Here is a 22,658-nt window from a genome sequence, read left to right as displayed (position 1 = left end):
AAAACAAATATTTAATTCATTTATTGTTTTATTCAATCAATTTGATGAGTTTTAGTGATTGCTTAATAATCGGCTTACATACAGATATACAGCGCTGCCCTTTCAGTTTTGATTATTCCGACCACTCAACCAGCTAGCTGATGCAGGATTAAGCGTTTAAACCAATAAGTAACTAGAGCTCCTTTGTAGTTTATAGTTTTTATTTAAAAATAATAAAATGAGATTTATAAATATATTAGTTTTGATTATCTCAACTCATCCATTTCAATATAACAATAGCTTTAATTAATTTAAATATAGCCTCAATAATTTAGATATTTCATAATGTGTAATATATATCTGCATGTAGTAAATTGTTATACTCTATGGCGGAGTTGTTTCGATTTTAAATAAAGCTATTTTTATCTCTTTAAGGCGTTTAAATTAAATAAAGATATTTATTTCATCTGAATTGGAGTAATAAAAATGGCTGATATTAATTTAAATGACATTCAGAAACATAGCGAAGTTATTGCCTCCTGTGGCACCCATATTGGTACGGTCGATCATCTGGAAGGCAGCGACAAAATCAAACTAACCAAGCAGGATTCTGGCGATGGGATGCACCATTACATTCCGATCTCTTGGGTGGAAGAAATTCGTGGCAACCAGATTATCCTGAACAAGAATTCTGAAGAAGTCACCCGTCAGTGGGAAGCGGTATAACTTCTAAAAAGCACGATCTGCCCAGACTCGTGCTTTTTTATCGCTAACGATTTCATCTGATTGAGCAAAACAATAAATCGACCCTAAAATTTGGAGAACTCCATGAATCATTATCCTGACAGCCCATCTCCGCAAGAGAAACAGGAGCATCAGCCCGGTGTGCAATATAAAATGACGCCCGAACCTGAAATTATTAAAAGCAATTATCAGGGCAGTCAAAAACTCAAAGACAAGGTGGCCTTAATTACCGGCGGTGATAGCGGCATCGGCCGCTCCGTGGCAGTGCTGTTTGCCCGCGAAGGTGCCAATATTATTATTCCCTATTTAGAAGAAGATCAGGATGCGCAAGACACCAAGCGACTGGTTGAGCAGGAAGGTCGTCAATGTCTGCTGATTCAGTGTGACCTGCGCCAACATGCGGCAGTGCAGCAGATGGTCGATCTGGCTTTGCAGCAGTTTCCGCATATTAATATTCTGGTCAATAATGCTGCTGTGCAATATCCACAAAAAACCATTGAAGATATTAATCCCGAACAGCTGCATAAAACCTTTGAAACCAACCTCTACCCGCTGTTTTATGTGACCCAGCTGCTGATTCCTCAAATGCAGGCCGGTGACAGTATTATCAATACCACCAGTATCACCAGCTATCAGGGCCATAATGAGCTGATTGATTATGCCAGCACCAAAGGGGCAATTACCGCTTTTACCCGTAGCCTGTCGACCAACCTGCTAAAAAATAAAACCGGGATTCGGGTGAATGGTGTCGCACCCGGCCCAATCTGGACGCCGTTAATTCCAAGCAGTTTTGATGAAGAACAGCTAAAAGGTTTTGGTGAAGATACCCCCATGGGCCGCATGGGTCAGCCAAGTGAAGTTGCGCCGGCTTATCTGTTTTTAGCCTCCGATGAAGCCAGCTATATTTCCGGTCAGGTGATTCATGTTAATGGCGGTACTATTGTCAATGGTTAACGGCATTTAAAGGCACACAAGCAATGTAGATAACATTTTGAGTTTTATTGAAACATGCAGATCTATACAGGAGTGAAACTGATGTCTAGAGGTGATAAGTCGGCCTATACCGACAAGCAGAAACGTCAGGCCCGCCATATTATTGAATCGGAAAAAGAGCGAGGCCATTCCGAAGAAGAAGCAGAACGCATTGGCTGGTCTACCGTCAATAAACAGGATGGCGGCGGTAAAAAGAAATCCCACTAAATGCCCTTCTGTTCTGCTGGAACCCTTTTAAACTTCTATAAAAATGCCAATCCTAAGGATTGGCATTTTGTTAGGTGATGACAAGTAGATCATCAGATTTTATTGAATCTGCTGCAGCGCCTGCGGGAATAAAAACTGGGTCAGTTGACGCGTGGCCCATAAACCAGTGGGATTATGATGCTGATGCGGCGCCAAGTAAGGCAACAGCAGATTGATTTTTTCTTCCGCGTTACGCGCCAGCTTCAGTTGTTGCTGCAAGGCCTGCTGTTCGCTTGAATTGAAATAATCGACAATATAATCATCGACCTGCTGCACCGGGGTTACTGCCTTAAACGGCGCACGGCGTTCGGTATAGGCTTGAGCAATCCAGTCATAAATAATCTGCTGTTCAGCGACTGAAAACACCCCAAACATTTTACCTTCTTCATTGTGAATCAGCTGCCAGAAGCGGCTTTCACTCGGATGCTGGCCGCGTTTAATCCACTGTTTATCCTGTAACACCTGAAGGAACTCAACCACTTTCTGGTCATTGCTGAGCCATTCATTCACCGATGCCTGAGCAAAGCGGCAACGGTTATTATGAATCAGCTTGCCGACCACAGCTTTTTTCTTGAAAATCTTTTCAATCAGCGGGTTTAAATCACTGTTTTTAATAATTTCAGTCGAGCCTAGACCAACATCATTCAGAGCATAGCCACGTTTCAGTTTGTCAATAAACTCTGTTTTATTGGCGGCCTGACTATAGGCATATTCCAGCGCGGCCACCGAACGATGTGCGTGACCATTGTCTAGGTTATCAATGGTAATGTGTACATTAAAATACTGATGATCCAGCCCCAGCTCAGCCAGTTCATAATTACTGATCAGCAAATGCAGCGGCAACTGTTCATAGCCTAAATTAAAACCAATCACTTCCGGCAGATATTGCTGCGGCGCATAGGCCAATGCTAATTGCACCACAGGTTGATAATAGTATTCATCTTCAAGTCCTTCGACCAGATCTTGCAGATTCAGACTGCTCAGCAATTGCTGATACATTGACACGTGATTGGCTTTGACTGAACCGAGGCCCAGCTCTTCCAGATAAATCATGATCAGATGCTGAAAATTCGGATCAGGCCAATGTTTTAAGGTGCTATACAGCCAGGAACCATCAACATATTTTACTGGTGCGACTTTCACCAGAAAGTCATAGGCTGCTGCTACATGCTGAAAGTATTCACGCTGACCACCAGCCTGACGCCGGCTTAAATACTGTTGATAGCGTTCACAATTCTGCATATTCTGCTGAAAAAGCCAGTCTTTGATCTGGACTGGCTCATCGGGTAAAGGAATAGATGGAGAATCTATCTGGTGAAGCTCGCGCTGTAAAAGCTGGGCCGAGAGCTTTTCTTTTTCTGGTGCTGGCGTGCTTTCATCCAGAAAGAAATGAAACAGCTCCCGATAGCTTTTTTGTCGTTCGAGTTTCAAGGTGCGATAACTATTCTGAGAGACAACTGACATCTTGTTATTTTCCATTATTTTTCACTCAAACCAGCTTAGGAGATTCGCCAAAATCACCATAGTTCAGTTTTGTTAAACCACGTTAACTTGCCGGCTGTTCAAAAATAAAGCGCAGAGATATCAGAGATTTATAAAGATAATTCAGTTACATAATCGGCAGTCCGGGCATTTTTTCTGTAAAAATAGCTCATGCTCCTGTAGCGCTGTTGCACTCAAGTTTGAGTCTTGAGTAAAAAATGCAGCAGTTGTGCAAAATAAAAAAGACCAGGCATCTTATCTTCTGGTCTTATAAAAGCTGGCTAAAGTCTGCTGTTACTGGAATTTGGCTTTCAGCTGGGCCAGACCGGTACGAATCAGGTGACCGCCCTGCCCGATTTTGTCATGCCAGTGATTTGGCACCGAACACCTGGCCAGACGCACCCAGACACTGGAAAACTGCTTGATAAAATTGGCTTCATTATAATGAATACCATATTCTGCACATAGCGCCTTAATTTTTGGCGCTACTTCGGCATAACGGTTGGCCGGCATATCCGGAAATAAATGGTGCTCAATCTGATGGCTTAAATTGCCACTTAAAATATGCAGCCACTGGGTACCGCTAAAATTACTCGAACCGCGAATCTGGCGGATATACCATTCAGCCCGGCTTTCATTTTCGGTATTATCGGCTTCAAAATTTTCCGCATCTTCAGTGAAATGACCGTTAAAGATGACTGCGGATGCCCACAGGCTGCGAATCACGTTAGCGACAGCATTACCGGCAAAAACCGGAATGGCATTTGGCCCGGCAAGCAGCGGAAAAAAGATATAATCTTTGACCACCTGCCTGCGCATTTTCTTTCTTAAACCGGCCGCTTCATCCCAGACCTGTTTCCAGGTTTTGGTTTTATAAACCAGTACATCTTCTAAATGCAGACGTTGCAGTCCCACATACCATTCAAAAAATACCATCAGCTGAATAGCCAGCGGAATATTCATCAGAAAACGCGGTTCCCATTTTTGAGCTTCGCTGACCCGTAGCAAGCCATAGCCGACATCGTGATCTTTGTCGACAATATTGGTATAGGTGTGATGAATATAGTTATGGGTATATTTCCAGTCGTCTCCGGTGGCAATGGTGTCCCAGTCATACCTGGCACCATTTAGAGTTGGATCATTCATCCAGTCAAACTGGCCATGCATGACGTTATGACCCAGCTCCATATTTTCAACAATTTTGGATAATCCCAGTAAACCAGTCCCCAATAACCATACTGGCGGAATCCAGCCGCCAAACATCAGCATCCCACGTGAGGTAATTTCACTATAGCGGACAAAATTACGGATTTTATAAATATACTGGGCATCTTTTTCCCCCAGATCGTCCATGACTTCACGGCGGATGGCTTCCACTCTGGCACCAAATTCCTGAATCTGGGCCTCGGTTAAATATTTTGACTTGCTGTTTGGATGTAACGCGGCAGGCATATTCATGTGATGTTCCCTCCAGATTATAAGTTAATCACGACAGGACTGATTGCCTGCGTCACGCAAAGTTTGATTTGGGTATTATGGTTATGATCAATTTCACCGGTCAGCAGATTACGCACGCTGCCGCTGACTTTGGTACAGGAGCAGGTATTACAAATACCCATACGACAGCCATGAGCCGGTCTTAGCCCGGCGGCTTCGGCACTGTCCAGCAAATTGCTGCTGGCCTGAAAATCCTGCTGCGAGCGCAAGAACTGCACCGGCTGTGCCTCCAGAGTTTCATCTGCAGTCATTTGAAAATACTCGGAATGAAATTGCTCGCTTAAATCCAGCTGCTGACAAATCTGCTGGGCAGTCTGCATCATTGAGGCTGAGCCACAGGCATAAATATGCCGTTCATTCAGTTGCTCGACCGTGTTTTGCAGTAAGCTCAAAGACAAATGCTGACGCTGTTCTACGGTATTAAAATGATGATATTTAAAATGCGGATACATCAGCGCCAGGGTTTTAATTTCGGCATGGAAGGCATCATCCCGGGTGAAATACAGCAGGTCTATCGGCTGGGTCGAGCTGACCACGGCTTTTTGTAATAAGGAATAAATGGCGGTAATCCCACTGCCCGATGCAATAAAACATAAAGATGGAACTTGTGCCGGCAGCACAAAATTGCCCTGCGGCTGGGACAGCTCCACCACAGCCCCTGCCGGTAACCGGGTCAAGGCATTGGACATTTTGCCTTGCCGTTTGATGGCCAGAATCACATCGCCGTTATCGAGCAAAGTGACAATGGAATAGCTGCGCTGCTGGCGGACCCCATTCATCGCCAGCGTGATCAGAATACTTTGTCCGGCCTGAAAACGCTGTGCCTGAAAATTCTGGTTGGGACGTAAATGAATTTTATAAAAGTCTGGACTTAATGCCTGAATTTCAACAACGCAGGCTTTGACTTTTTTCAATGCCCAGACTGGATTTATTTTTTCTGCAATAAAATCAATAAAATCTTCTCGAATCCACTCGGGTTTATACTCTACAGAAGTGCTCATAGCGGCCTCATGATTTTTTCAGTGAACGGATGTTCTTTTTTTAATGTTCATGCCCACTATATAGATTCATGATCTCGATTCCATGTGAATGCAGGACAAAACTTGTCTTTTCCTTATGTTTTAGCTGGTTTTGTCTGACAAGATTCTGCACTTTTTCGGTCCCAACTTCGATGGGAGAAGTTTTATTGTTCTGATTTGCTTTTGTGCAGGCGCAGGATTTTTCATGAAAATGTCGTATGCTTTTGTCAGACTCGGTGAAAATGCCTGATATTTTTGCTGTAATTGTCCCCCACATTAGACTTAAGTCCACAAAAGTCTAAAAACAAAAAAGCCAGAAGTGTCCTTCTGGCTTTTTTAATGTATAGCGTGTAATTAGAAGTTATAGATGGCCACCATATTAATACGGTTGTCTTCACCTGTTTTGCTGCCATTGGCCGCAGGGACTACTGCTTCACGCTCACCATAGACATATTCCAGACCTAAGCTAACTGGCTTGATCGGGCTATAGAAGACATTGGCCCATGCCTGCCATAAGTCTTTGTTAACGCCAGTTCGTTTATCTGCTGGAGTCGCTGCCAGATAATCAGCATCCTGATCAAAGCTCATATAGCCATAACCCACTGTGCCGCGCAGTTTTTCATTAAACTTCTGGGTCAGACCGACAGTAATCGAATCAAACTCGCTTTGCTCCAGACCATTCGCCCCCTGGATGGTGCCGGTATTGGCAAAAGACACAAAACTGCTATCACCCTTCACATGGTAGTAGTCTGCTTTTAAAGTCGTGCTTGGGGTCACATCATATTTAGCGCCCAAGCCCACACCCCACGCCATTTCTTCATCAGAATTGATGCGTTTTTCATGGCCCATGGCACGTGCGCTCACGCTCATGTTATCGGCGAACTGATGATTTAAGCGCGCAGTTAAAGCCGGTAAACGCTGGGTGATGCTGTTATCTTTTGGGTCTTCAGCAGCCACCACCAGATTGGTTTGCGGGCTGAATTTCGCGATATAACGCACTTGCGGGGTACGTTTAACTGCGCCACCGGCATAGGCCAAAGCATCGACTGTTTCCGGCATATAATCCGGTACCGCAAAGTTAGACCAGGTTTGACCAATTAACCAGTTGCCATAATTTAAGTAAGCATGACGAATACGTAAGTTATCAAAATTTGAACCGCCCAAGAAGTCGACTTCAATTTTACCTTTTACGTCTTGATCACCCACAGGGCTTTTGAAATCCAAACCTAAACGTGTAGCAGAAAGCGTTGATCTTAAACGATCACTACTTTCATTATTGCCTTCTAACGCTACGGCATTAATATGGTTATATGGCAAATCTCGGCTACTGCCCTCAACCTGATAAGAACCATCCATACGGACGTTTCCATACAGGTTAAATTCAGCATTACCCAGCGTCATACCCAAGCCGCGCTTTTCAGTGCTGGCTTTTTGTGCAACAGGTGGTTGTACCGTAGTATTGGCAAGTTGGTTTAAATTCGCTTGAACCGTTTGATTTTGTTGAGCATATTGATGAACAAGTGCTTTCAGTTGTTGCACTTCCTGACGAAGCTGCTCAACTTCCTGGCTGCTTTGCGCATTGGCCATTACACTCATTGTTAAACCGACAGCAATTACTAAAGGTTTGATCATCATTGTTTTCATGGGCACACTTATCCTGTGACTATCCGTTTTTGTCGTTCCTGACAAAGTTTCATTGTTTTAAAGTTTGGCTAGCCTGAAGAACTCAAGCTAGCGGTTTGCTCAGAGATTAATGTGCAGAGCTTTTGACTGCTTTGACATTGCTGTTGGCGAAGCTTTCCTGCTTGGCTTTGGCACCATCTACCGAGACTTTCAGATTTACCATAAAGATCGCTACGGCTGCAATTAGACCAGGGATGGCAATCATCATGAAATTCATCTGGTGTGGCAGGTTTAAAGTCAGCAGTGCACCAGTCAGCACAGGCCCGACAATCGCGCCGATCCGGCCAATTCCAGAGGCCCAACCCATACCGGTTGAACGTACTGTAGTCGGGTAAAACTGTGCGACGAAAGTATATAGTAAAATTTGTGATCCAATGGTGGCTGCACCGGCAATGGCAATTAAGGTATACAGCACTGGCTGTGGACTGTTAAAGCCAAGCAGGATTAGCGCAATTGCCCCCACGGTGAACATAATGGTCAATACCGGTTTCAGATGGAAACGATCTGACAAGGCACCGCCACCAATTGCACCGACCATACCGCCAATATTCAGCGCGAACAGGAACAGCATACTTGCACCGAGTGAATAACCGGCCTGAATCATCAGTTTTGGTAACCAGCTGCCCAATGCATAGACCATTAACAGACACATGAAGAACGCAACCCAGAACATTAAGGTACTGAAGGTACGACCTTGCTGGAACAGTGCACGTAATGGGGCTTCATCACCGGCCATCACTTCATTCAGCACAAACTGGGTATTTGGCGCAATATTCTGTTCTGGAGCAATTTTCTGTACAAAGGTGCGGACCTGTTCTGTTTCACCTTTTTTGGTGAGGAACATCAGGGATTCTGGCAAGAATTTCCACAGCAGCGGTAACAGCAATAATGGTGTACCGGCTAGGTAGAACATGATTTTCCAGCCATAATCTGCCACCAGCCATGCACCTAACAAGGCAGAGGTCATCCCGCCAATGGCATAGCCACTGAACATCACGGCAACCAGAGTACTCCGAATCCGTTTTGGTGCGTATTCGGTCATCAGTGCCACTACGTTTGGCATCACGCCGCCAATACCTAAACCGGCAAGGAAACGTAAAATACCAAACTCAATCGGGTTACTGGCAAAAGCGCCCAGGAAGGTAAAGCCACTGAAAATGGCCACACAGATCATAATGGTCTTTTTTCGGCCCAGTTTATCGGAGAGCGTTCCGAAACTCATGGCACCGAACATCATCCCGAACAGCGCGGTACTGGCCAATAGCCCTGCCTCTACCGCACCAAGTGACCATTCCTGCATCAATAGTGGTAAAGCCACCCCGTAAATAACCAGGTCATAGCCGTCGAAGATAATAATTAATAAACACCATAAAAGTACGCCCCAGTGAAATGGCGTAAATTTCGCGTTATCAACCACCGTATTGATGTTTACTGAATCTGTTGTATTCACGATAAGCCTCCTGCTTGTGAAACCGTCCAAATTTTTGTAAACAATGACCCAATGCGTTATTTTTGTCCAAAACCGATTGCATATATATTCATACCTAAAAAGTTAGGCGAAAAAATTAGTTTTATAAACAATTGTTTATGTTTTAAACAATCTATCTTTATGTAAGAAATATAAATTAAAGTTTATTTTTAAGCTGTGAAACATAAAAAAAGGTCTGAACAAAAGCGCGCCGTTCAGACCTGTTGCAACTTTATCTATATAAAGGATGGAGAGAGCTAAACTTCAACGCCCTTAAATTACAGTACGATCATATTTAATCGCTTCCAGATCATAGACCTGATAAATACTGTCAAACAGCGAGCGGATATCTTCGCTTTCATCCATACTGCGAATCGCCAGGAAAATCGGGCTTTTAGCAGCATCATCGAGTAAAGGAATATAGTTCAAATGCGGCAACTGTATGGTACGCGCGCTTTCCGGGACTATACACATACCTTCGCCGGCAGCTACCAGCCCCAAAGCCAGCTGAATTTCACGCACTTCTTTTAAACTGCGCGGCTCCAGACTGTATTCGGAAAACAGGCCGCGCACTTGGGTCGAAAAATTCGGTTTGGGATGGTTTGGATAGAGAAAAATATTTTCTTCGACAATATCTGAAAGGTATATACCCTGCCGCTTTGTTGCAAATAGATGACTGTCATGCACCGCCACCATGAGCGGTTCTTCACGCAATAAAATACGTCGAATGGCCGGATCGGAAATGCGTAAACGGCCAAATCCGACATCTATACGACCTTCCTTTAAGGCCTGAATCTGGTTGGTGGTGGTCATTTCAACCAGTTCTATCTTTAAATTAGGATGTTGTTGGCGGAATAAATAGACTATTCTGGGGAGTAAACCATAAAGTAAAGAGCCCACAAAACCAATGGTCACGGTTTTCTCGACCATTCCCACCCGCTTGGTCATGGTTTTGATCTCTTCCGCATTAGACAAAAGTTTTACGGCATGCTGATAGAAAAATTGGCCTGCCGGAGTGGTCTGTAATGGGCGGCTACCGCGCTCAAATAGCTGAATTCCAAGCTCACTTTCCAGATTTTGGATCTGACGGCTTAAAGGTGGTTGCGCAATAAACAGTTTTTCAGCTGCTTTGGTAAAACTCTGTTCTTCTACCACAGCAACAAAGTATCTGAGATGTCTAAGTTCCATACCCTTTCCATACCTTTAGAATATAATAAAATGCCAAAATGATCTTCGACAGTGCGTTTCTATTCTTTTAAGGTATATCACATCAGATACACAACGCAAGATTGCGAAGAGTAAAGTGATGTATAAATCCATTGAAACCATGCTTGTCGAGATTCCGACCATTCGTCCACACAAAATGGCGGTGGCGACAATGCAGACGCAAACCCTGGTATTGGTAAAGATCTCCACAGACGATGGTTTTGTGGGCTGGGGCGAAGCAACCACAATTGGTGGATTAGGCTACGGTGAAGAAAGCCCAGAAAGCGTAAAAACCAATATTGATACTTACTTCGCACCTTTACTAAAAACATTGGCTGGTTTGAACTTTGCACAAACCATGCGTGCCCTGAAAAAGAATATTAACGGCAACCGTTTTGCCAAATGTGCCATCCAGACTGCTTTACTGGACATTCAGGCACAGCGCCTCGGTTTACCACTGAGTGAAATTCTTGGTGGCCGTTTACGTGACAGCGTTCCTGTTCTTTGGGTATTGGCTTCAGGCAATACTGAAAAAGACATCGCTGAAGCGCAGAAGATGATTGAAATCAAACGTCACAATGTGTTCAAGCTGAAAATCGGTTCTCGTCCGGTTGAAGAAGATGTTGAACACGTGCTGGCAATCAAAAAAGCATTAGGCAAAGACGTTTCTATTCGTGTTGACGTCAACCGTGCCTGGTCAGAGCTTGAAGCCATTAAAGGTATTCAGCTGCTGCAAGATGGCGGTGTTGACCTGATTGAACAGCCATGCGGAATTGAAAACCTCGATGCGATGCGTCGCCTCACCCGCCGTTTCGATATTGCCATTATGGCAGACGAATCGTTAATGGGTCCAAACAGCGCTTACCAGATTGCCCGTAACAATGGCGCATCAGTTTTCGCAGTGAAAGTTGCACAATCTGGTGGTCTAATCGAAGGATGTGAGGTTGGCAAAATTGCCAGGCTGGCCAATATCGACCTGTACGGCGGCACCATGCTGGAAGGCCCGGTGGGAACCATTGCTTCAGCGCATGTGTTCTCGACTTTTGAAAGCCTGGCTTACGGCACCGAACTGTTTGGTCCATTGCTACTGACGGAAGAAATTTTAAAAACACCATTGCAATATCAAAACTTTGAATTGGTGTTACCAACCACTGCCGGTTTAGGTATTGAACTGGATGAAGACAAGCTTGACCGCTTACGTCGTCAATAAAGGAGCTAGACATGCTTTTTCACGTACGCATGGATGTCAATATTCCACTCGATATGCCAGCTGAACGCGCTAATGAAATTAAAGCCGTTGAAAGGGCATATTCGCAGGAATTACAGCGCCAAGGTAAATGGCGTCATATCTGGCGCATTACAGGCCAGTATTCAAACATCAGTATTTTTGATGTTGAGAGCAACGAAGAACTGCACAACCTACTGCAAGGTCTGCCGTTGTATCCATACATGAATATTGAAGTGATGGCGCTTAACCGCCACCCATCTTCTGTCCGTGATGATGACACCTGATTCACAGTTCATATCGGTATTTTAAGAATTTAAAGCCGCTATCGGGGTAGCGACTTTAGAAATCCAAAGGGTAAATAAACAAGGATTGTGGCCAGCCAAATTTAGCCAGCCAATAAAGCTAAAGATGCGCCACTAAAATATGAAAAACATACTTTTAGGAGCAATAGTATGAACCGCCAAGAAATAGATGCGTTAGTTAAGAAAGTGAACGTCGATACTGCGACTGGTCCTGTAGATGAGCGAGTACAACAGATTGTTGTGCGCTTGTTAGGTGACCTGTTCCAGGCGATTGAAGATCTTGATATTTCTCAAACTGAGCTTTGGAAAGGTCTGGAATACTTTACGGATGCGGGCCAAGCAAATGAGTTAGGTCTATTAGCTGCAGGCTTGGGTCTAGAGCACTTCTTGGACTTGCGTGCAGATGAAGCTGATGCTAAAGCAGGTATCACCGGTGGTACACCACGGACCATTGAAGGTCCACTTTATGTAGCAGGCGCACCTGAATCAGTGGGCTTTGCACGTATGGATGATGGTTCTGAAGAAGGCAAAATCCCGACTCTAATCATCGAAGGTACTGTAACTGATACCGAAGGCAATATTATTGAAGGCGCTAAAGTTGAAGTGTGGCACGCCAACAGCTTGGGTAACTACTCATTCTTTGATAAGTCACAGTCTGACTTCAATCTGCGTCGCTCTATTTTCACTGACCAAGATGGTAAATATGTTGCACTGACTACAATGCCAGTGGGTTATGGCTGCCCACCAGAAGGTACTACTCAGTTCGTACTGGACAAATTAGGCCGTCATGGTAACCGCCCATCTCATGTGCACTATTTCGTATCTGCACCGGGTTACCGCAAACTGACTACTCAATTCAACATTGAGGGTGACAAATACCTGTGGGATGACTTTGCATTCGCTACACGAGAAGGCCTTGTTGCAACCGCTGTTGAGGTAACTGATGAAGCTGAAATTGCAAGCCGTGGCCTAAAGGGTCCTTTCAAACACATCCAGTTCGATATTGAGCTTGTGAAAGAGAAAGAAAACGCGCCTAGCACTGAAGTCGACCGTCGTCGCGCAAGCGCTTAATTCAAAATGGAATCGGGATGTCAGTCTGAGCAACATCCCGATGACTTCCCCTCCTTGGAAAGTCGGAGACTGGACATGCCTCGTATTCCTGTAATTAACACCAGCCATTTAGACCGTATTGATGAATTACTGGTCGATAATTTTGAATCTGGTGAATTTAAACTGCACCGTTCCGTATTTACTGATCAAGCCCTGTTTGATCTGGAAATGAAATACATCTTTGAAGGAAACTGGGTTTATCTGGCCCATGAGAGCCAGATTCCCAATAACAACGATTACTACACAACCCATATTGGCCGTCAGCCAATCATCATTGCACGTAACCGCAATGGCGAACTGAATGCCATGATCAATGCCTGCTCTCACCGCGGTGCACAACTGTGCCGTTATAAGCGTGGCAATAAAGCAACCTATACCTGCCCATTCCATGGCTGGACATTCAATAACTCGGGCAAGCTGTTAAAAGTGAAAGATCCGGCTGATGCAGGCTATTCAGATTGCTTTAACCAGGACGGTTCTCATGACCTGAAAAAAGTAGCTCGTTTTGAAAATTACAAAGGCTTCTTGTTTGGCAGCCTGAATCCGGATGTTCCTTCTCTGGAAGAATACCTGGGTGAAGCCACCAAGATCATCGACATGATCGTGGGTCAGTCTGAGCAAGGTCTGGAAGTTTTACGCGGTTCGTCGACTTATACCTATGAAGGTAACTGGAAGCTGACTGCAGAAAACGGTGCCGATGGTTATCACGTCTCTGCCGTGCACTGGAACTATGCTGCAACGACTCAGCAACGTAAGGAAAAAGAAGCTGGCGATAATATTCGTGCCATGAGCGCAGGTTCATGGGGCAAACAAGGCGGTGGTTCTTACGGCTTTGAACATGGTCACATGCTGCTTTGGACACAATGGGCCAACCCGGAAGACCGTCCAAACTTTGCTAAGAAAGATGAATATACCGAGCGTTATGGCGAAGCCATGGCGAAATGGATGATCGAACGTTCACGTAACCTGTGTATCTATCCAAACGTTTACTTCATGGATCAGTTCGGCTCACAAATCCGTGTTCTGCGTCCAATCTCTGTCGATAAGACTGAAGTGACGATTTACTGTATCGGTCCTGTCGGTGAAGAGCCGGAAGCACGCACTCGCCGTATCCGTCAGTATGAAGATTTCTTTAATGCTTCTGGTATGGCTACCCCAGACGATCTGGAAGAATTCCGTGCCTGTCAGGCTGGTTATGCCGGGATCGCACTGGAATGGAACGACATGTGTCGCGGGTCTAAGCACTGGATTCAAGGGCCAGATGATGCAGCCAATGAAATTGGCCTGAAACCAAAACTGTCTGGTATTAAAACAGAAGATGAAGGCCTGTACCTGGCTCAGCACCAGTACTGGTTAGAGCTGATCAAAAAAGGCATTGCGACTGAAAAAGAAATTGCTGCAAGCACTGAAGGAGAAACCGCATGAGCGACATCACTTTAGAAAATATTGCACAGTTCCTGTATCAGGAAGCCCGCTTTTTAGATGATGAGCAATGGGATGACTGGTTACAGTGCTACGCCCCTACTGCTTCTTTCTGGATGCCAGCCTGGGATGATGATGACCGTCTGACTGAAGATCCACAGTCTGAAATCTCACTGATCTACTATCCAGATCGTCAAGGTTTAGAAGACCGTGTATTCCGGATCAAGACGGAACGTTCATCTGCCACCATGCCGGATACCCGTACCAGCCACAACATCTGCAATATTGAAATTGTGGAACGTGATGGCGACAAGGTCACTGTACGTTTTAACTGGAATACCCTGAGTTTCCGCTACAAAACCAGTTACAGCTACTTCGGTATGTCTCGTTATGTAATCGATTTTTCAGGCGAAAAACCACAGATTTTAAGCAAATACGTGGTACTGAAAAACGATTACATCAACCAGGTTATCGACATCTATCACCTTTAAGACTGTTTTTATTACAGCCAGGTAAAACCTTTCAGCCAGATGGAAAATTGGCTGAAAGGTCCAGTTACAAAGATTTATATAGGATATTCAGCCATGTCAAACCACAATGTTGCACTTCAATTTGAAGATGGCGTTACACGTTTTATTTCTGTTGCCCAAGGCGAGACCCTGTCTGATGCAGCTTACCGTCAAAAGATCAATATTCCTTTGGACTGCCGTGATGGGGCTTGTGGAACGTGTCGTGCGTTTTGTGAATCAGGTTCATTTGACATGCCTGAAGAAACCTATATTGAAGATGCATTAACACCTGAAGAAGCAGAAGAAGGTTATATCCTTGCCTGCCAATGCCGCCCGACTTCAGATGCGGTGTTCCAGATTCAGGCATCTTCAGATGTATGTAAAACTGAAATTCACGCGTTCGAAGGTACTTTATCTCGCGTTGAGAACCTGTCTGACTCAACCATTACCTTTGATATCCAGCTTGACGAAGGTCAACCTGATATCCACTTCCTGGCCGGTCAATATGTCAATGTCGGTATTCCAGGAACAGCTGAAACCCGTTCTTATTCATTCAGTTCTAAACCGGGCAACCGTTTAACCGGTTTCGTAGTACGTAACGTACCAAACGGCAAAATGAGTGAATTCTTAAGCAAAAATGCCAAAGCTGGCGACAAAATGACCTTTACCGGTCCATTTGGTAGCTTCTACTTACGTAACGTGGTGCGCCCGGTACTGATGCTTGCGGGTGGTACAGGTATTGCTCCGTTCATGTCAATGCTGCAAGTACTGGAAGAAAAAGGTTCAGATCAGCCAGTGCGTCTGGTGTTTGGTGTAACCAATGACTTTGACCTGGTTGCGCTGGAAAAACTGAACGAACTGCAAGCCAAATTCCCATGGTTCGAATACCGCACTGTTGTGGCGAATCCGGAATCTGCACATGAGCGTAAAGGCTATGTGACTGGTCATATCGATAACGAATGGCTCAATGGCGGCGATGTTGATGTGTACCTGTGTGGTCCAGTGCCAATGGTTGAAGCGGTACGCGGCTGGTTAGATGGTGAAGGTGTAAAACCGGCCAACTTCCTGTTCGAAAAATTCTCTGCTAACTAAAATCGAGTAATCCCGCAATGTCTGATCGTCAAAGATTTTTAAATAAAGTGGTGATTGTGACTGGTGCTGCCCAAGGCATCGGTCGCGGGGTTGCCCTGCAAGTGGCAGCCGAAGGCGCCCAGGTGGTCATGGCCGACCGTTCTGAATATGTCGCAGAAGTGCTGGCAGAGATTCAGGCCGCCGGTGGTGATGCGGTCACCATTAATGCTGACCTGGAAACCTATGCTGGCGCGCAGTCAGTGGTTGCCAAAGCCATCGACACTTACGGCCGCGTTGATATCTTAATCAACAACGTCGGCGGTGCCATCTGGATGAAACCTTTCCAGGAATTTTCTGAAGAAGAAATTATCAAGGAAGTGAACCGTTCACTGTTCCCGACCATGTGGTGCTGCCGCGCAGTATTGCCGGAAATGCTGAAAAACCAGAAAGGCACCATTGTAAACGTTTCATCTATTGCCACCTGTGGTATTAACCGTATTCCTTACTCTGCCTCTAAAGGCGGCGTCAATGCCCTGACCAAATCGCTGGCTTTTGCACATGCGAAAGATGGTATTCGTGTTAATGCCGTGGCAACTGGTGGAACTGAAGCGCCACCACGTAAAGTGCCACGTAACACTGCCCCATTGTCTGAACAAGAACAGGCATGGATGCAGGAAGTGGTTGATCAGACCATTGATCGTACCTTCCTTGGCCGTTACGGCACCATTCAAGAACAAGTCAATGCCATTTTATTCCTGGCATCTGACGATGCGTCATATGTGACAGGCACAGTTGTTCCTGTCGGCGGTGGTGATCAGGGTTAGCCTGATCATCTTTTTTTTACAGGAGCATTGCCAGACTTGCACGGAGGCAAACAATGAGTCACCTGTTAGATACCTTAAGAAAAGACTGGTCCTTATCAGCCACAGTTGCAGGATTTTTAGCTGTACTGATTTCCTATGCCGGTCCTTTAATTATCTTCTTCCAGGCAGCCCAACAGGCTCAAGTGTCCAATGCCATGATGATTTCATGGATTTGGGGCATTTCTATTGGCGCAGCCGTTGCCGGTATCTTCCTTTCAATTAAATTCAAAGTTCCGGTGGTTACCGCCTGGTCGGCACCCGGAACGGCCTTGCTGGTCACCCTCTTTCCTGATATTTCCCTGAACGAAGCCGTTGCAGCCTACATCACCTCAGCCGTGGTGATTTTCATTATTGGGATTACCGGTTATTTCGACAAATTGCTGGCCTTAATTCCGCAAGCGGTTGCAGCGGGCATGATGGCCGGCATTTTGTGCCAGTTTGGCTTTGGTCTGTTTACCGCCAGTAACAACATGCCGTTTATTGTATTTGGCATGTTGCTGGTGTTCTTACTGGCCAAACGTTTTAGTCCGCGCTATGCCATGCTGTATGTACTATTGACCGGAATTGGCCTGAGCCTGTTGCTCGGCACCATGAATCCGGTCGAAATGAGTTTTAGCCTGGCAGTGCCGCAGTTTATTGCGCCGGAATGGACCTGGAACTCGACCCTTAACCTGGCCTTACCACTGATTTTAGTCAGCCTGTCTGGTCAGTTTCTACCGGGGATGGCCATTTTAAAGCTCAGTGGCTACGACACGCCGGCTAAACCCATTATTACCACCACCAGTATCGCTTCGCTGGCGGTGGCGTGTGTTGGCGGGATCACTATTGTCCTGGCCTCAATTACCGCCGCGCTGTGCATGGGCAAAGACGCGCATGAACTGAAAGAAAAGCGCTATATCGCCGGGATTGCCAACGGCCTGTTCTACATTTTAGGCGGTTTATTTGCCGGCAGCATTGTGATGCTGTTTAGCCTGCTCCCGAAAGAATTGGTGGCAGCATTGGCCGGTCTGGCACTTCTAGGAGCCATTGGCATCAATTTAAATGCCGCCATGCATCAGGAAAACCAGCGTGACGCAGCACTTATTACCTTCCTGGCAACTGCATCGGGTATGCAGTTTTTAGGTCTCAGCTCAGTTTTTTGGGGAATTTGTCTGGGTATTCTGGCTCATGTCATTTTAAGCAGAACCGGTTTATCAGCACTGACCTCACCTTCAAGCCCAAGCAAAAGCACGGGTCAATGAAGTTTGTTTGACTAGGAAACAACTATGATTGATAAAAGCTCAGCATCTTTAAAAGATGTGCTCTCTCAAATTAAAGATGGTTCAACCATCATGATTGGTGGTTTCGGTACAGCAGGTCAGCCTGCTGAACTGATTGATGGCCTGATTGAACTGGGCATCAAGGATTTGGTCATCGTCAATAACAATGCCGGTAATGGCGACTACGGTTTGGCCAAATTACTCAAAGCAGGTGCTGTACGTAAAATCATCTGCTCGTTCCCTCGTCAATCTGACTCTTATATTTTTGATGAACTGTATCGTGCCGGTAAAATCGAGCTGGAACTGGTGCCGCAAGGTAACCTGGCTTGCCGTATTCAGGCTGCAGGTATGGGCTTGGGTCCAATCTACACCCCAACCGGCTTTGGTACTTTACTGGCTGAAGGTAAACCGACCTTAAATTACGAAGGCAAAGACTTCGTTCTGGAAAACCCGATTAAAGCCGATTTCGCTTTAATTAAAGCCTACAAAGGCGACCGTTGGGGCAACCTGGTGTACCGTAAATCTGCTCGTAACTTTGGCCCGATTATGGCCATGGCGGCAGATGTCACCATTGCACAGGTCGCAGAAGTGGTTGAACTGGGTGAGCTTGATCCTGAGCACATCATCACTCCGGGTATTTTTGTACAGCATGTGGTGTCAGTTGCTGCCAAACAGCCTGAACAATCAGCATAAATACGTGAAGGAGAACACGATGAGCTATACCAAATTAACACGTGACCAGATTGCTGAACGCGTTGCCCAAGACATTCCAGATGGTGCCTATGTCAACCTCGGGATTGGCCTGCCAACCAAAATTTCAAACTACCTGCCTGCAGATAAAGATGTATTCCTGCATTCTGAAAACGGTTTATTGGCCTTTGGTCCAAAACCTGCGCCAGGTGAAGAAGATCCGGAACTGATCAATGCCGGTAAAGAATATGTAACTATGCTGACCGGTGGCTGTTTCTTCCATCATGGGGATTCTTTCGCGATGATGCGTGGCGGTCACTTGGACATCGCTGTATTGGGTGCGTTCCAGATTGCAGAAAATGGTGACCTGGCCAACTGGCATACTGGTGCCCCGGATGCAATTCCTGCGGTGGGTGGTGCAATGGACCTTGCAGTTGGTGCCAAGAAAGTCTTTATCACCACGGATCACGTCACCAAAAAAGGCGAGCCAAAAATTGTAGCGGAGCTGAGCTATCCAGCAACTGGCCTGAAATGTGTAGATCGTATTTACACTGACCTGTGCGTGATTGATGTGACTGCTGAAGGCATGAAAGTGATTGAGAAAGTTGACGGTCTGTCATTTGAAGAGCTGCAATCCCTGACCGGTGCGAAGCTGATTGATGCGACACAGGGTTAAGTAATCCCTCCCAACCTCCCTGAGCGAGTTTTTAAAGCACGGCTTTAAAAACTCAGCGCAAGCAAGGGAGGAAAAGTCCCCCTTTTTTAAAGGGGGATTTAGGGGGATTAAAAAAGAATTTAGGAAACAGAAAAAATGAAAAACGCATATATCATTGATGCTATTCGCACCCCATTCGGTCGCTATGCAGGCGGACTTGCCCCTGTACGTGCAGATGACCTGGGTGCCATTCCCATTCAGGCGCTGATGGAGCGTAACCCAAGTGTTAACTGGGAAAAAGTAGATGATGTGATTTACGGCTGTGCCAACCAGGCCGGTGAAGACAACCGTAACGTGGGTCGTATGTCTGCGCTATTGGCGGGTGTGCCGCATCAGGTGCCTGCAACAACCTTAAACCGTTTATGCGGTTCATCACTGGATGCGGTTGCCATGGCAGCGCGTACCATTAAAGCTGGTGAAGCACATCTGATTGTGGCGGGTGGCGTAGAAAGCATGTCACGTGCGCCATTTGTGATGGGTAAATCTGAATCTGCCTATGGCCGTAGCCAGAAAATTGAAGACACCACCATGGGCTGGCGCTTCATTAACCCGAAACTCAAAGAAATGTATGGTGTTGAAACCATGCCTCAAACTGCTGAAAACGTGGCAGAACAGTTCAACATTAACCGTGAAGATCAGGACAAGTTTGCGTTTGAAAGCCAGCAACGTACTGCTGCTGCTCAAGCCAAAGGTTTCTTTAAAAATGAAATCGTACCTGTAGTGATTCCACAGCGTAAAGGCGAACCAGTTGTGGTCGATACCGATGAGCATCCACGTGCATCAACCACGTTAGAAGGTTTGGCCAAGCTAAAACCTGTGGTCAAAGCCGATGGTACCGTGACTGCTGGTAATGCCTCAGGTATTAACGATGGTGCAGCAGCATTATTAATTGCCTCTGATGAAGCGGTAGCGGAATATGGTTTAAAACCACGTGCCAAAATTATTGGTGCAACAGTAGTCGGTGTAGAACCACGCATTATGGGCTTTGGTCCAGCGCCAGCCATTAAAAAACTGTTGGCCCAAACCGGTCTGACGTTAGAGCAGATGGATGTCATTGAGCTAAACGAAGCTTTTGCTGCTCAAGCACTGGCGTGTACCCGTGACCTTGGTCTGGAAGATGGTGCCGCGAAAGTAAACCCGAATGGCGGTGCCATTTCACTGGGTCATCCACTCGGTGCATCAGGTGCGCGTCTGGTCACCACGGCCCTGAACCAGCTGGAAGCCACTGGCGGCAAATATGGCCTGTGCTCAATGTGTATTGGTGTCGGTCAAGGCATCGCTTTGATTATTGAACGCGTTTAAAGATACGATAACAAATTAAATTTCCCCTCCCTTTTTTAAAGGGAGGTCGGGAGGGATTCAATGCCAACATTTACATCTCAAGATGCTGAAATTAATTACCAAACCTTTGGTGATGCGACAAAACCTGCGCTGGTATTTTCTAACTCGCTAGGTACCAACTTTAAAATGTGGCAACCGCAAATTGACCACTTCCAGCAGGACTTTTTTGTCATTTGCTATGACACCCGTGGTCACGGCGCATCTTCTGCTCCACAAGGTCCATATACGCTTGACCAGCTCGGCCAAGACGTGGTGAATCTGCTCGATCATTTAAATATTGAAAAAGCAGCCTTCTGTGGTATTTCGATGGGTGGTTTGACCGGTCAGTGGCTGGCAATTAACAAGCCTGAACGTTTTAGCCATGTTGTGGTCTGTAATACGGCCGCTAAAATTGGTCAGGAACAGGCCTGGAATGAGCGTGCCACACTGGTCCGTGAACAAGGTTTGGCCCCTATTGCATCAACGGCGGCCGGTCGTTGGTTTACCGAACCCTTTATCCAAAGTAACGCAGCAACTGTAGCGACTCTTTCAAACGACCTGGGAGCTGGCAGCCCTGAGGGTTATGCAAGCTGCTGCGAAGCTTTGGCTAAAGCGGATGTACGTGAACAGTTAAAAGACATTCAGGTACCGGTATTCATTGTTGCTGGTCAGCAAGACCCGGTAACAACTGTAGCCGATGGTGAATTTATGCAACAACGCATTGCCAATGCTGAACTGTTTGAAATTAATGCTTCGCATATTTCCAATATTGAACAGCCAGAAGCCTTTAATCAGGCGGTGCAGGCGTTTATTCAACGCTAAACCCAGCTCGGTTGAAAGCATTTAAAAAAAGATAATCTCCGGATTATCTTTTTTTGTTTTTAGGCAATTTTTAAAAAGATTGATGATTCTACTGAGATGCCCTGCCCATCTACTTCAACTTTAAGCCCAGATCACCAGCATCGCGGCAATCACCACCAGTACCAAGCCCAGATGATCGGTTCGGGCCAGTTTTTCCTTAAAAAAAAAGGCAGAAATCAGCAAGCTAAATAGAATTTCAATCTGTCCCAAAGTTTTGACCAAGGCCACAGTTTGCATACTCATGGCACTAAACCAGCCAAGGGAGGCCAGAAAACTGCAGATACTCACCTTAAAGGTCAGTCCCAGCCGCTGCCACATCGCCTGTAAGGTATGCCGGCTAAATAGCCCCAAATACAACAGCATGCTGATACATTGCAGCCCGATCACAAAACATAATACCCAGCCGGCACGATGTAAAAAGGGTAAATTCTCCAGTTCCAGACTCGCTTCACGCACCAGCAGTGAGGTAATGGCAAAACTGAGACCACTGCCCACCCCAATCGCCAACGTGCTGACAGACAGCTTGGTATTGGCCGGCCCTTTACTGAATAAAAAGACCGCCACACCGCCTAATACGACGCCAACCCAGCCCAGCAGACTTAAATATTCGCCCAGTAATGCCACGCCAATTAAGCCCGCCAGAATCGCCTCGCTTTTGGCCAGTCCGACACCAATGGCATAGTTTTTCTGCTTGAACAGCTGCACCATGAGAATGGTGGCCAGAATCTGGCAAAAAGCCGCCACAGCAATATACAGCCAGAATTTCCCGCTAAAGCGAACCGGCGTTGCGGCAGGCTGCTGCAGATATAAAAAACTCAAATAACCGACCGCAAACGGCAAGGCAAAAATAAAGCGTGCCAGCGTGACGCCATAAACGTCGACCGTCACGCTGAGCTGTTTTTGAAAGGCATTGCGCCAGGCCTGCATAAATGCAGCCATCAGGGTAAAAAGAATCCAGGTACTGGCCATGCGAGTATGAAAAATATGATCG

General features: G+C 45.9%; 22 protein-coding genes. 15 read left to right on the top strand and 7 right to left on the bottom strand.

What is annotated here, in order from left to right; genetic code table 11:
- Positions 1–465: 465 nt before the first annotated feature.
- From FTU69_RS05495 to FTU69_RS05485, 3 genes are all read left to right on the top strand, one after another.
- Complete coding sequence (locus FTU69_RS05495; protein WP_127799975.1) at positions 466–705, top strand: DUF2171 domain-containing protein; 240 nt, start codon at positions 466–468, stop codon at positions 703–705.
- A gap of 90 nt (positions 706–795) precedes the next feature.
- A complete protein-coding gene (locus tag FTU69_RS05490) occupies positions 796–1,677 on the top strand; it encodes an SDR family oxidoreductase (RefSeq protein WP_228127888.1) in 882 nt (293 codons plus the stop codon).
- Positions 1,678–1,758: 81 nt separating this feature from the next.
- Complete coding sequence (locus FTU69_RS05485) at positions 1,759–1,923, top strand: hypothetical protein (RefSeq protein ID WP_016658124.1); 165 nt, start codon at positions 1,759–1,761, stop codon at positions 1,921–1,923.
- A 99-nt stretch (positions 1,924–2,022) separates the two neighbouring features.
- Here the strand turns inward: FTU69_RS05485 and FTU69_RS05480 are convergent, their stop codons facing one another.
- The 6 genes from FTU69_RS05480 to FTU69_RS05455 form a co-directional block, all read right to left on the bottom strand.
- Complete coding sequence (locus FTU69_RS05480; RefSeq protein ID WP_257223601.1) at positions 2,023–3,426, bottom strand: iron-containing redox enzyme family protein; 1,404 nt, start codon at positions 3,424–3,426, stop codon at positions 2,023–2,025.
- Between the two features lie 312 nt (positions 3,427–3,738).
- The gene (locus FTU69_RS05475; protein WP_373685080.1) at positions 3,739–4,902 is read right to left on the bottom strand and encodes a fatty acid desaturase; all 1,164 of its coding nucleotides are present in this window, start codon (positions 4,900–4,902) and stop codon (positions 3,739–3,741) included.
- Positions 4,903–4,919: 17 nt separating this feature from the next.
- A complete protein-coding gene (locus FTU69_RS05470) occupies positions 4,920–5,942 on the bottom strand; it encodes a ferredoxin reductase (protein ID WP_180103576.1) in 1,023 nt (340 codons plus the stop codon).
- Positions 5,943–6,314: 372 nt separating this feature from the next.
- The gene (locus tag FTU69_RS05465; protein WP_180103575.1) at positions 6,315–7,604 is read right to left on the bottom strand and encodes a DcaP family trimeric outer membrane transporter; all 1,290 of its coding nucleotides are present in this window, start codon (positions 7,602–7,604) and stop codon (positions 6,315–6,317) included.
- A 106-nt stretch (positions 7,605–7,710) separates the two neighbouring features.
- The gene (locus tag FTU69_RS05460; RefSeq protein ID WP_005178072.1) at positions 7,711–9,093 is read right to left on the bottom strand and encodes an aromatic acid/H+ symport family MFS transporter; all 1,383 of its coding nucleotides are present in this window, start codon (positions 9,091–9,093) and stop codon (positions 7,711–7,713) included.
- A 291-nt stretch (positions 9,094–9,384) separates the two neighbouring features.
- On the bottom strand, positions 9,385–10,299 hold the full coding sequence (locus tag FTU69_RS05455; protein WP_005178075.1) for a LysR family transcriptional regulator: 915 nt from the start codon (positions 10,297–10,299) through the stop codon (positions 9,385–9,387).
- A gap of 118 nt (positions 10,300–10,417) precedes the next feature.
- On the opposite strand from FTU69_RS05455, the gene FTU69_RS05450 reads away from it, so the two are divergent.
- From FTU69_RS05450 to pcaD, 12 genes are all read left to right on the top strand, one after another.
- A complete protein-coding gene (locus FTU69_RS05450) occupies positions 10,418–11,527 on the top strand; it encodes a muconate/chloromuconate family cycloisomerase (protein ID WP_180103574.1) in 1,110 nt (369 codons plus the stop codon).
- 11 nt (positions 11,528–11,538) lie between these two features.
- Positions 11,539–11,829, top strand: coding sequence for a muconolactone Delta-isomerase (gene catC, locus FTU69_RS05445; protein ID WP_180088410.1), 291 nt, complete (start codon positions 11,539–11,541; stop codon positions 11,827–11,829).
- Positions 11,830–11,997: 168 nt separating this feature from the next.
- Positions 11,998–12,918, top strand: coding sequence for a catechol 1,2-dioxygenase (catA, locus tag FTU69_RS05440; RefSeq protein ID WP_168381783.1), 921 nt, complete (start codon positions 11,998–12,000; stop codon positions 12,916–12,918).
- A gap of 75 nt (positions 12,919–12,993) precedes the next feature.
- Positions 12,994–14,382 (top strand): benzoate 1,2-dioxygenase large subunit, encoded by a 1,389-nt coding sequence (benA, locus tag FTU69_RS05435; RefSeq protein ID WP_180103573.1) that lies wholly within the window; start codon positions 12,994–12,996, stop codon positions 14,380–14,382.
- The gene (gene benB, locus FTU69_RS05430; RefSeq protein WP_004785632.1) at positions 14,379–14,870 is read left to right on the top strand and encodes a benzoate 1,2-dioxygenase small subunit; all 492 of its coding nucleotides are present in this window, start codon (positions 14,379–14,381) and stop codon (positions 14,868–14,870) included. Before benA ends, benB begins: the two co-directional genes overlap by 4 nt.
- Before the next feature lie 93 nt (positions 14,871–14,963).
- Positions 14,964–15,980 (top strand): benzoate 1,2-dioxygenase electron transfer component BenC, encoded by a 1,017-nt coding sequence (gene benC / locus FTU69_RS05425; protein ID WP_168381786.1) that lies wholly within the window; start codon positions 14,964–14,966, stop codon positions 15,978–15,980.
- A gap of 17 nt (positions 15,981–15,997) precedes the next feature.
- Positions 15,998–16,783, top strand: a complete 786-nt coding sequence (benD, locus tag FTU69_RS05420; protein ID WP_005178084.1) for a benzoate diol dehydrogenase BenD — start codon at positions 15,998–16,000, stop codon at positions 16,781–16,783.
- 53 nt (positions 16,784–16,836) lie between these two features.
- Positions 16,837–18,063: a benzoate/H(+) symporter BenE gene (gene benE / locus FTU69_RS05415; protein ID WP_005178085.1), complete on the top strand. Its 1,227-nt coding sequence runs from the start codon at positions 16,837–16,839 to the stop codon at positions 18,061–18,063.
- A 24-nt stretch (positions 18,064–18,087) separates the two neighbouring features.
- Positions 18,088–18,774, top strand: a complete 687-nt coding sequence (locus FTU69_RS05410) for a 3-oxoacid CoA-transferase subunit A (RefSeq protein ID WP_005178086.1) — start codon at positions 18,088–18,090, stop codon at positions 18,772–18,774.
- Between the two features lie 19 nt (positions 18,775–18,793).
- Entirely contained in the window at positions 18,794–19,447 is a 654-nt protein-coding gene (locus tag FTU69_RS05405) for a 3-oxoacid CoA-transferase subunit B (RefSeq protein ID WP_016658115.1), read from the top strand.
- A gap of 135 nt (positions 19,448–19,582) precedes the next feature.
- Positions 19,583–20,788, top strand: a complete 1,206-nt coding sequence (gene pcaF / locus FTU69_RS05400) for a 3-oxoadipyl-CoA thiolase (RefSeq protein ID WP_016658114.1) — start codon at positions 19,583–19,585, stop codon at positions 20,786–20,788.
- Between the two features lie 60 nt (positions 20,789–20,848).
- Positions 20,849–21,628 (top strand): 3-oxoadipate enol-lactonase, encoded by a 780-nt coding sequence (gene pcaD / locus FTU69_RS05395; RefSeq protein WP_168390735.1) that lies wholly within the window; start codon positions 20,849–20,851, stop codon positions 21,626–21,628.
- 120 nt (positions 21,629–21,748) lie between these two features.
- Here pcaD and FTU69_RS05390 read toward each other — a convergent pair whose 3' ends face one another.
- Positions 21,749–22,636, bottom strand: a complete 888-nt coding sequence (locus FTU69_RS05390) for a DMT family transporter (protein WP_180103572.1) — start codon at positions 22,634–22,636, stop codon at positions 21,749–21,751.
- Between the last annotated feature and the right edge of the window lie 22 nt (positions 22,637–22,658).

The organism is Acinetobacter sp. YH12134, from assembly GCF_013418555.1.
In the GTDB taxonomy this organism is placed as follows: Bacteria; Pseudomonadota; Gammaproteobacteria; order Pseudomonadales; family Moraxellaceae; genus Acinetobacter; species Acinetobacter indicus.
The sequence above is the reverse complement of the archived record's forward strand: the minus strand, read 5'-3'. Positions and strand labels throughout refer to the sequence as shown.

Bases quoted from the DNA above. Each gene is read 5' to 3' on its own strand.
- FTU69_RS05495 (WP_127799975.1), top strand. From the start codon at position 466: ATGGCTGATATTAATTTAAATGACATTCAGAAACATAGCGAAGTTATT.
- FTU69_RS05485 (WP_016658124.1), top strand. From the start codon at position 1,759: ATGTCTAGAGGTGATAAGTCGGCCTATACCGACAAGCAGAAACGTCAG.
- FTU69_RS05480 (WP_257223601.1), bottom strand. From the start codon at position 3,426: ATGTCAGTTGTCTCTCAGAATAGTTATCGCACCTTGAAACTCGAACGA.
- FTU69_RS05475 (WP_373685080.1), bottom strand. From the start codon at position 4,902: ATGAATATGCCTGCCGCGTTACATCCAAACAGCAAGTCAAAATATTTA.
- FTU69_RS05470 (WP_180103576.1), bottom strand. From the start codon at position 5,942: ATGAGCACTTCTGTAGAGTATAAACCCGAGTGGATTCGAGAAGATTTT.
- FTU69_RS05465 (WP_180103575.1), bottom strand. From the start codon at position 7,604: ATGAAAACAATGATGATCAAACCTTTAGTAATTGCTGTCGGTTTAACA.
- FTU69_RS05455 (WP_005178075.1), bottom strand. From the start codon at position 10,299: ATGGAACTTAGACATCTCAGATACTTTGTTGCTGTGGTAGAAGAACAG.
- FTU69_RS05450 (WP_180103574.1), top strand. From the start codon at position 10,418: ATGTATAAATCCATTGAAACCATGCTTGTCGAGATTCCGACCATTCGT.
- catC (WP_180088410.1), top strand. From the start codon at position 11,539: ATGCTTTTTCACGTACGCATGGATGTCAATATTCCACTCGATATGCCA.
- catA (WP_168381783.1), top strand. From the start codon at position 11,998: ATGAACCGCCAAGAAATAGATGCGTTAGTTAAGAAAGTGAACGTCGAT.
- benA (WP_180103573.1), top strand. From the start codon at position 12,994: ATGCCTCGTATTCCTGTAATTAACACCAGCCATTTAGACCGTATTGAT.
- benB (WP_004785632.1), top strand. From the start codon at position 14,379: ATGAGCGACATCACTTTAGAAAATATTGCACAGTTCCTGTATCAGGAA.
- benC (WP_168381786.1), top strand. From the start codon at position 14,964: ATGTCAAACCACAATGTTGCACTTCAATTTGAAGATGGCGTTACACGT.
- benD (WP_005178084.1), top strand. From the start codon at position 15,998: ATGTCTGATCGTCAAAGATTTTTAAATAAAGTGGTGATTGTGACTGGT.
- benE (WP_005178085.1), top strand. From the start codon at position 16,837: ATGAGTCACCTGTTAGATACCTTAAGAAAAGACTGGTCCTTATCAGCC.
- FTU69_RS05410 (WP_005178086.1), top strand. From the start codon at position 18,088: ATGATTGATAAAAGCTCAGCATCTTTAAAAGATGTGCTCTCTCAAATT.
- FTU69_RS05405 (WP_016658115.1), top strand. From the start codon at position 18,794: ATGAGCTATACCAAATTAACACGTGACCAGATTGCTGAACGCGTTGCC.
- pcaF (WP_016658114.1), top strand. From the start codon at position 19,583: ATGAAAAACGCATATATCATTGATGCTATTCGCACCCCATTCGGTCGC.
- pcaD (WP_168390735.1), top strand. From the start codon at position 20,849: ATGCCAACATTTACATCTCAAGATGCTGAAATTAATTACCAAACCTTT.
- FTU69_RS05390 (WP_180103572.1), bottom strand. From the start codon at position 22,636: ATGGCCAGTACCTGGATTCTTTTTACCCTGATGGCTGCATTTATGCAG.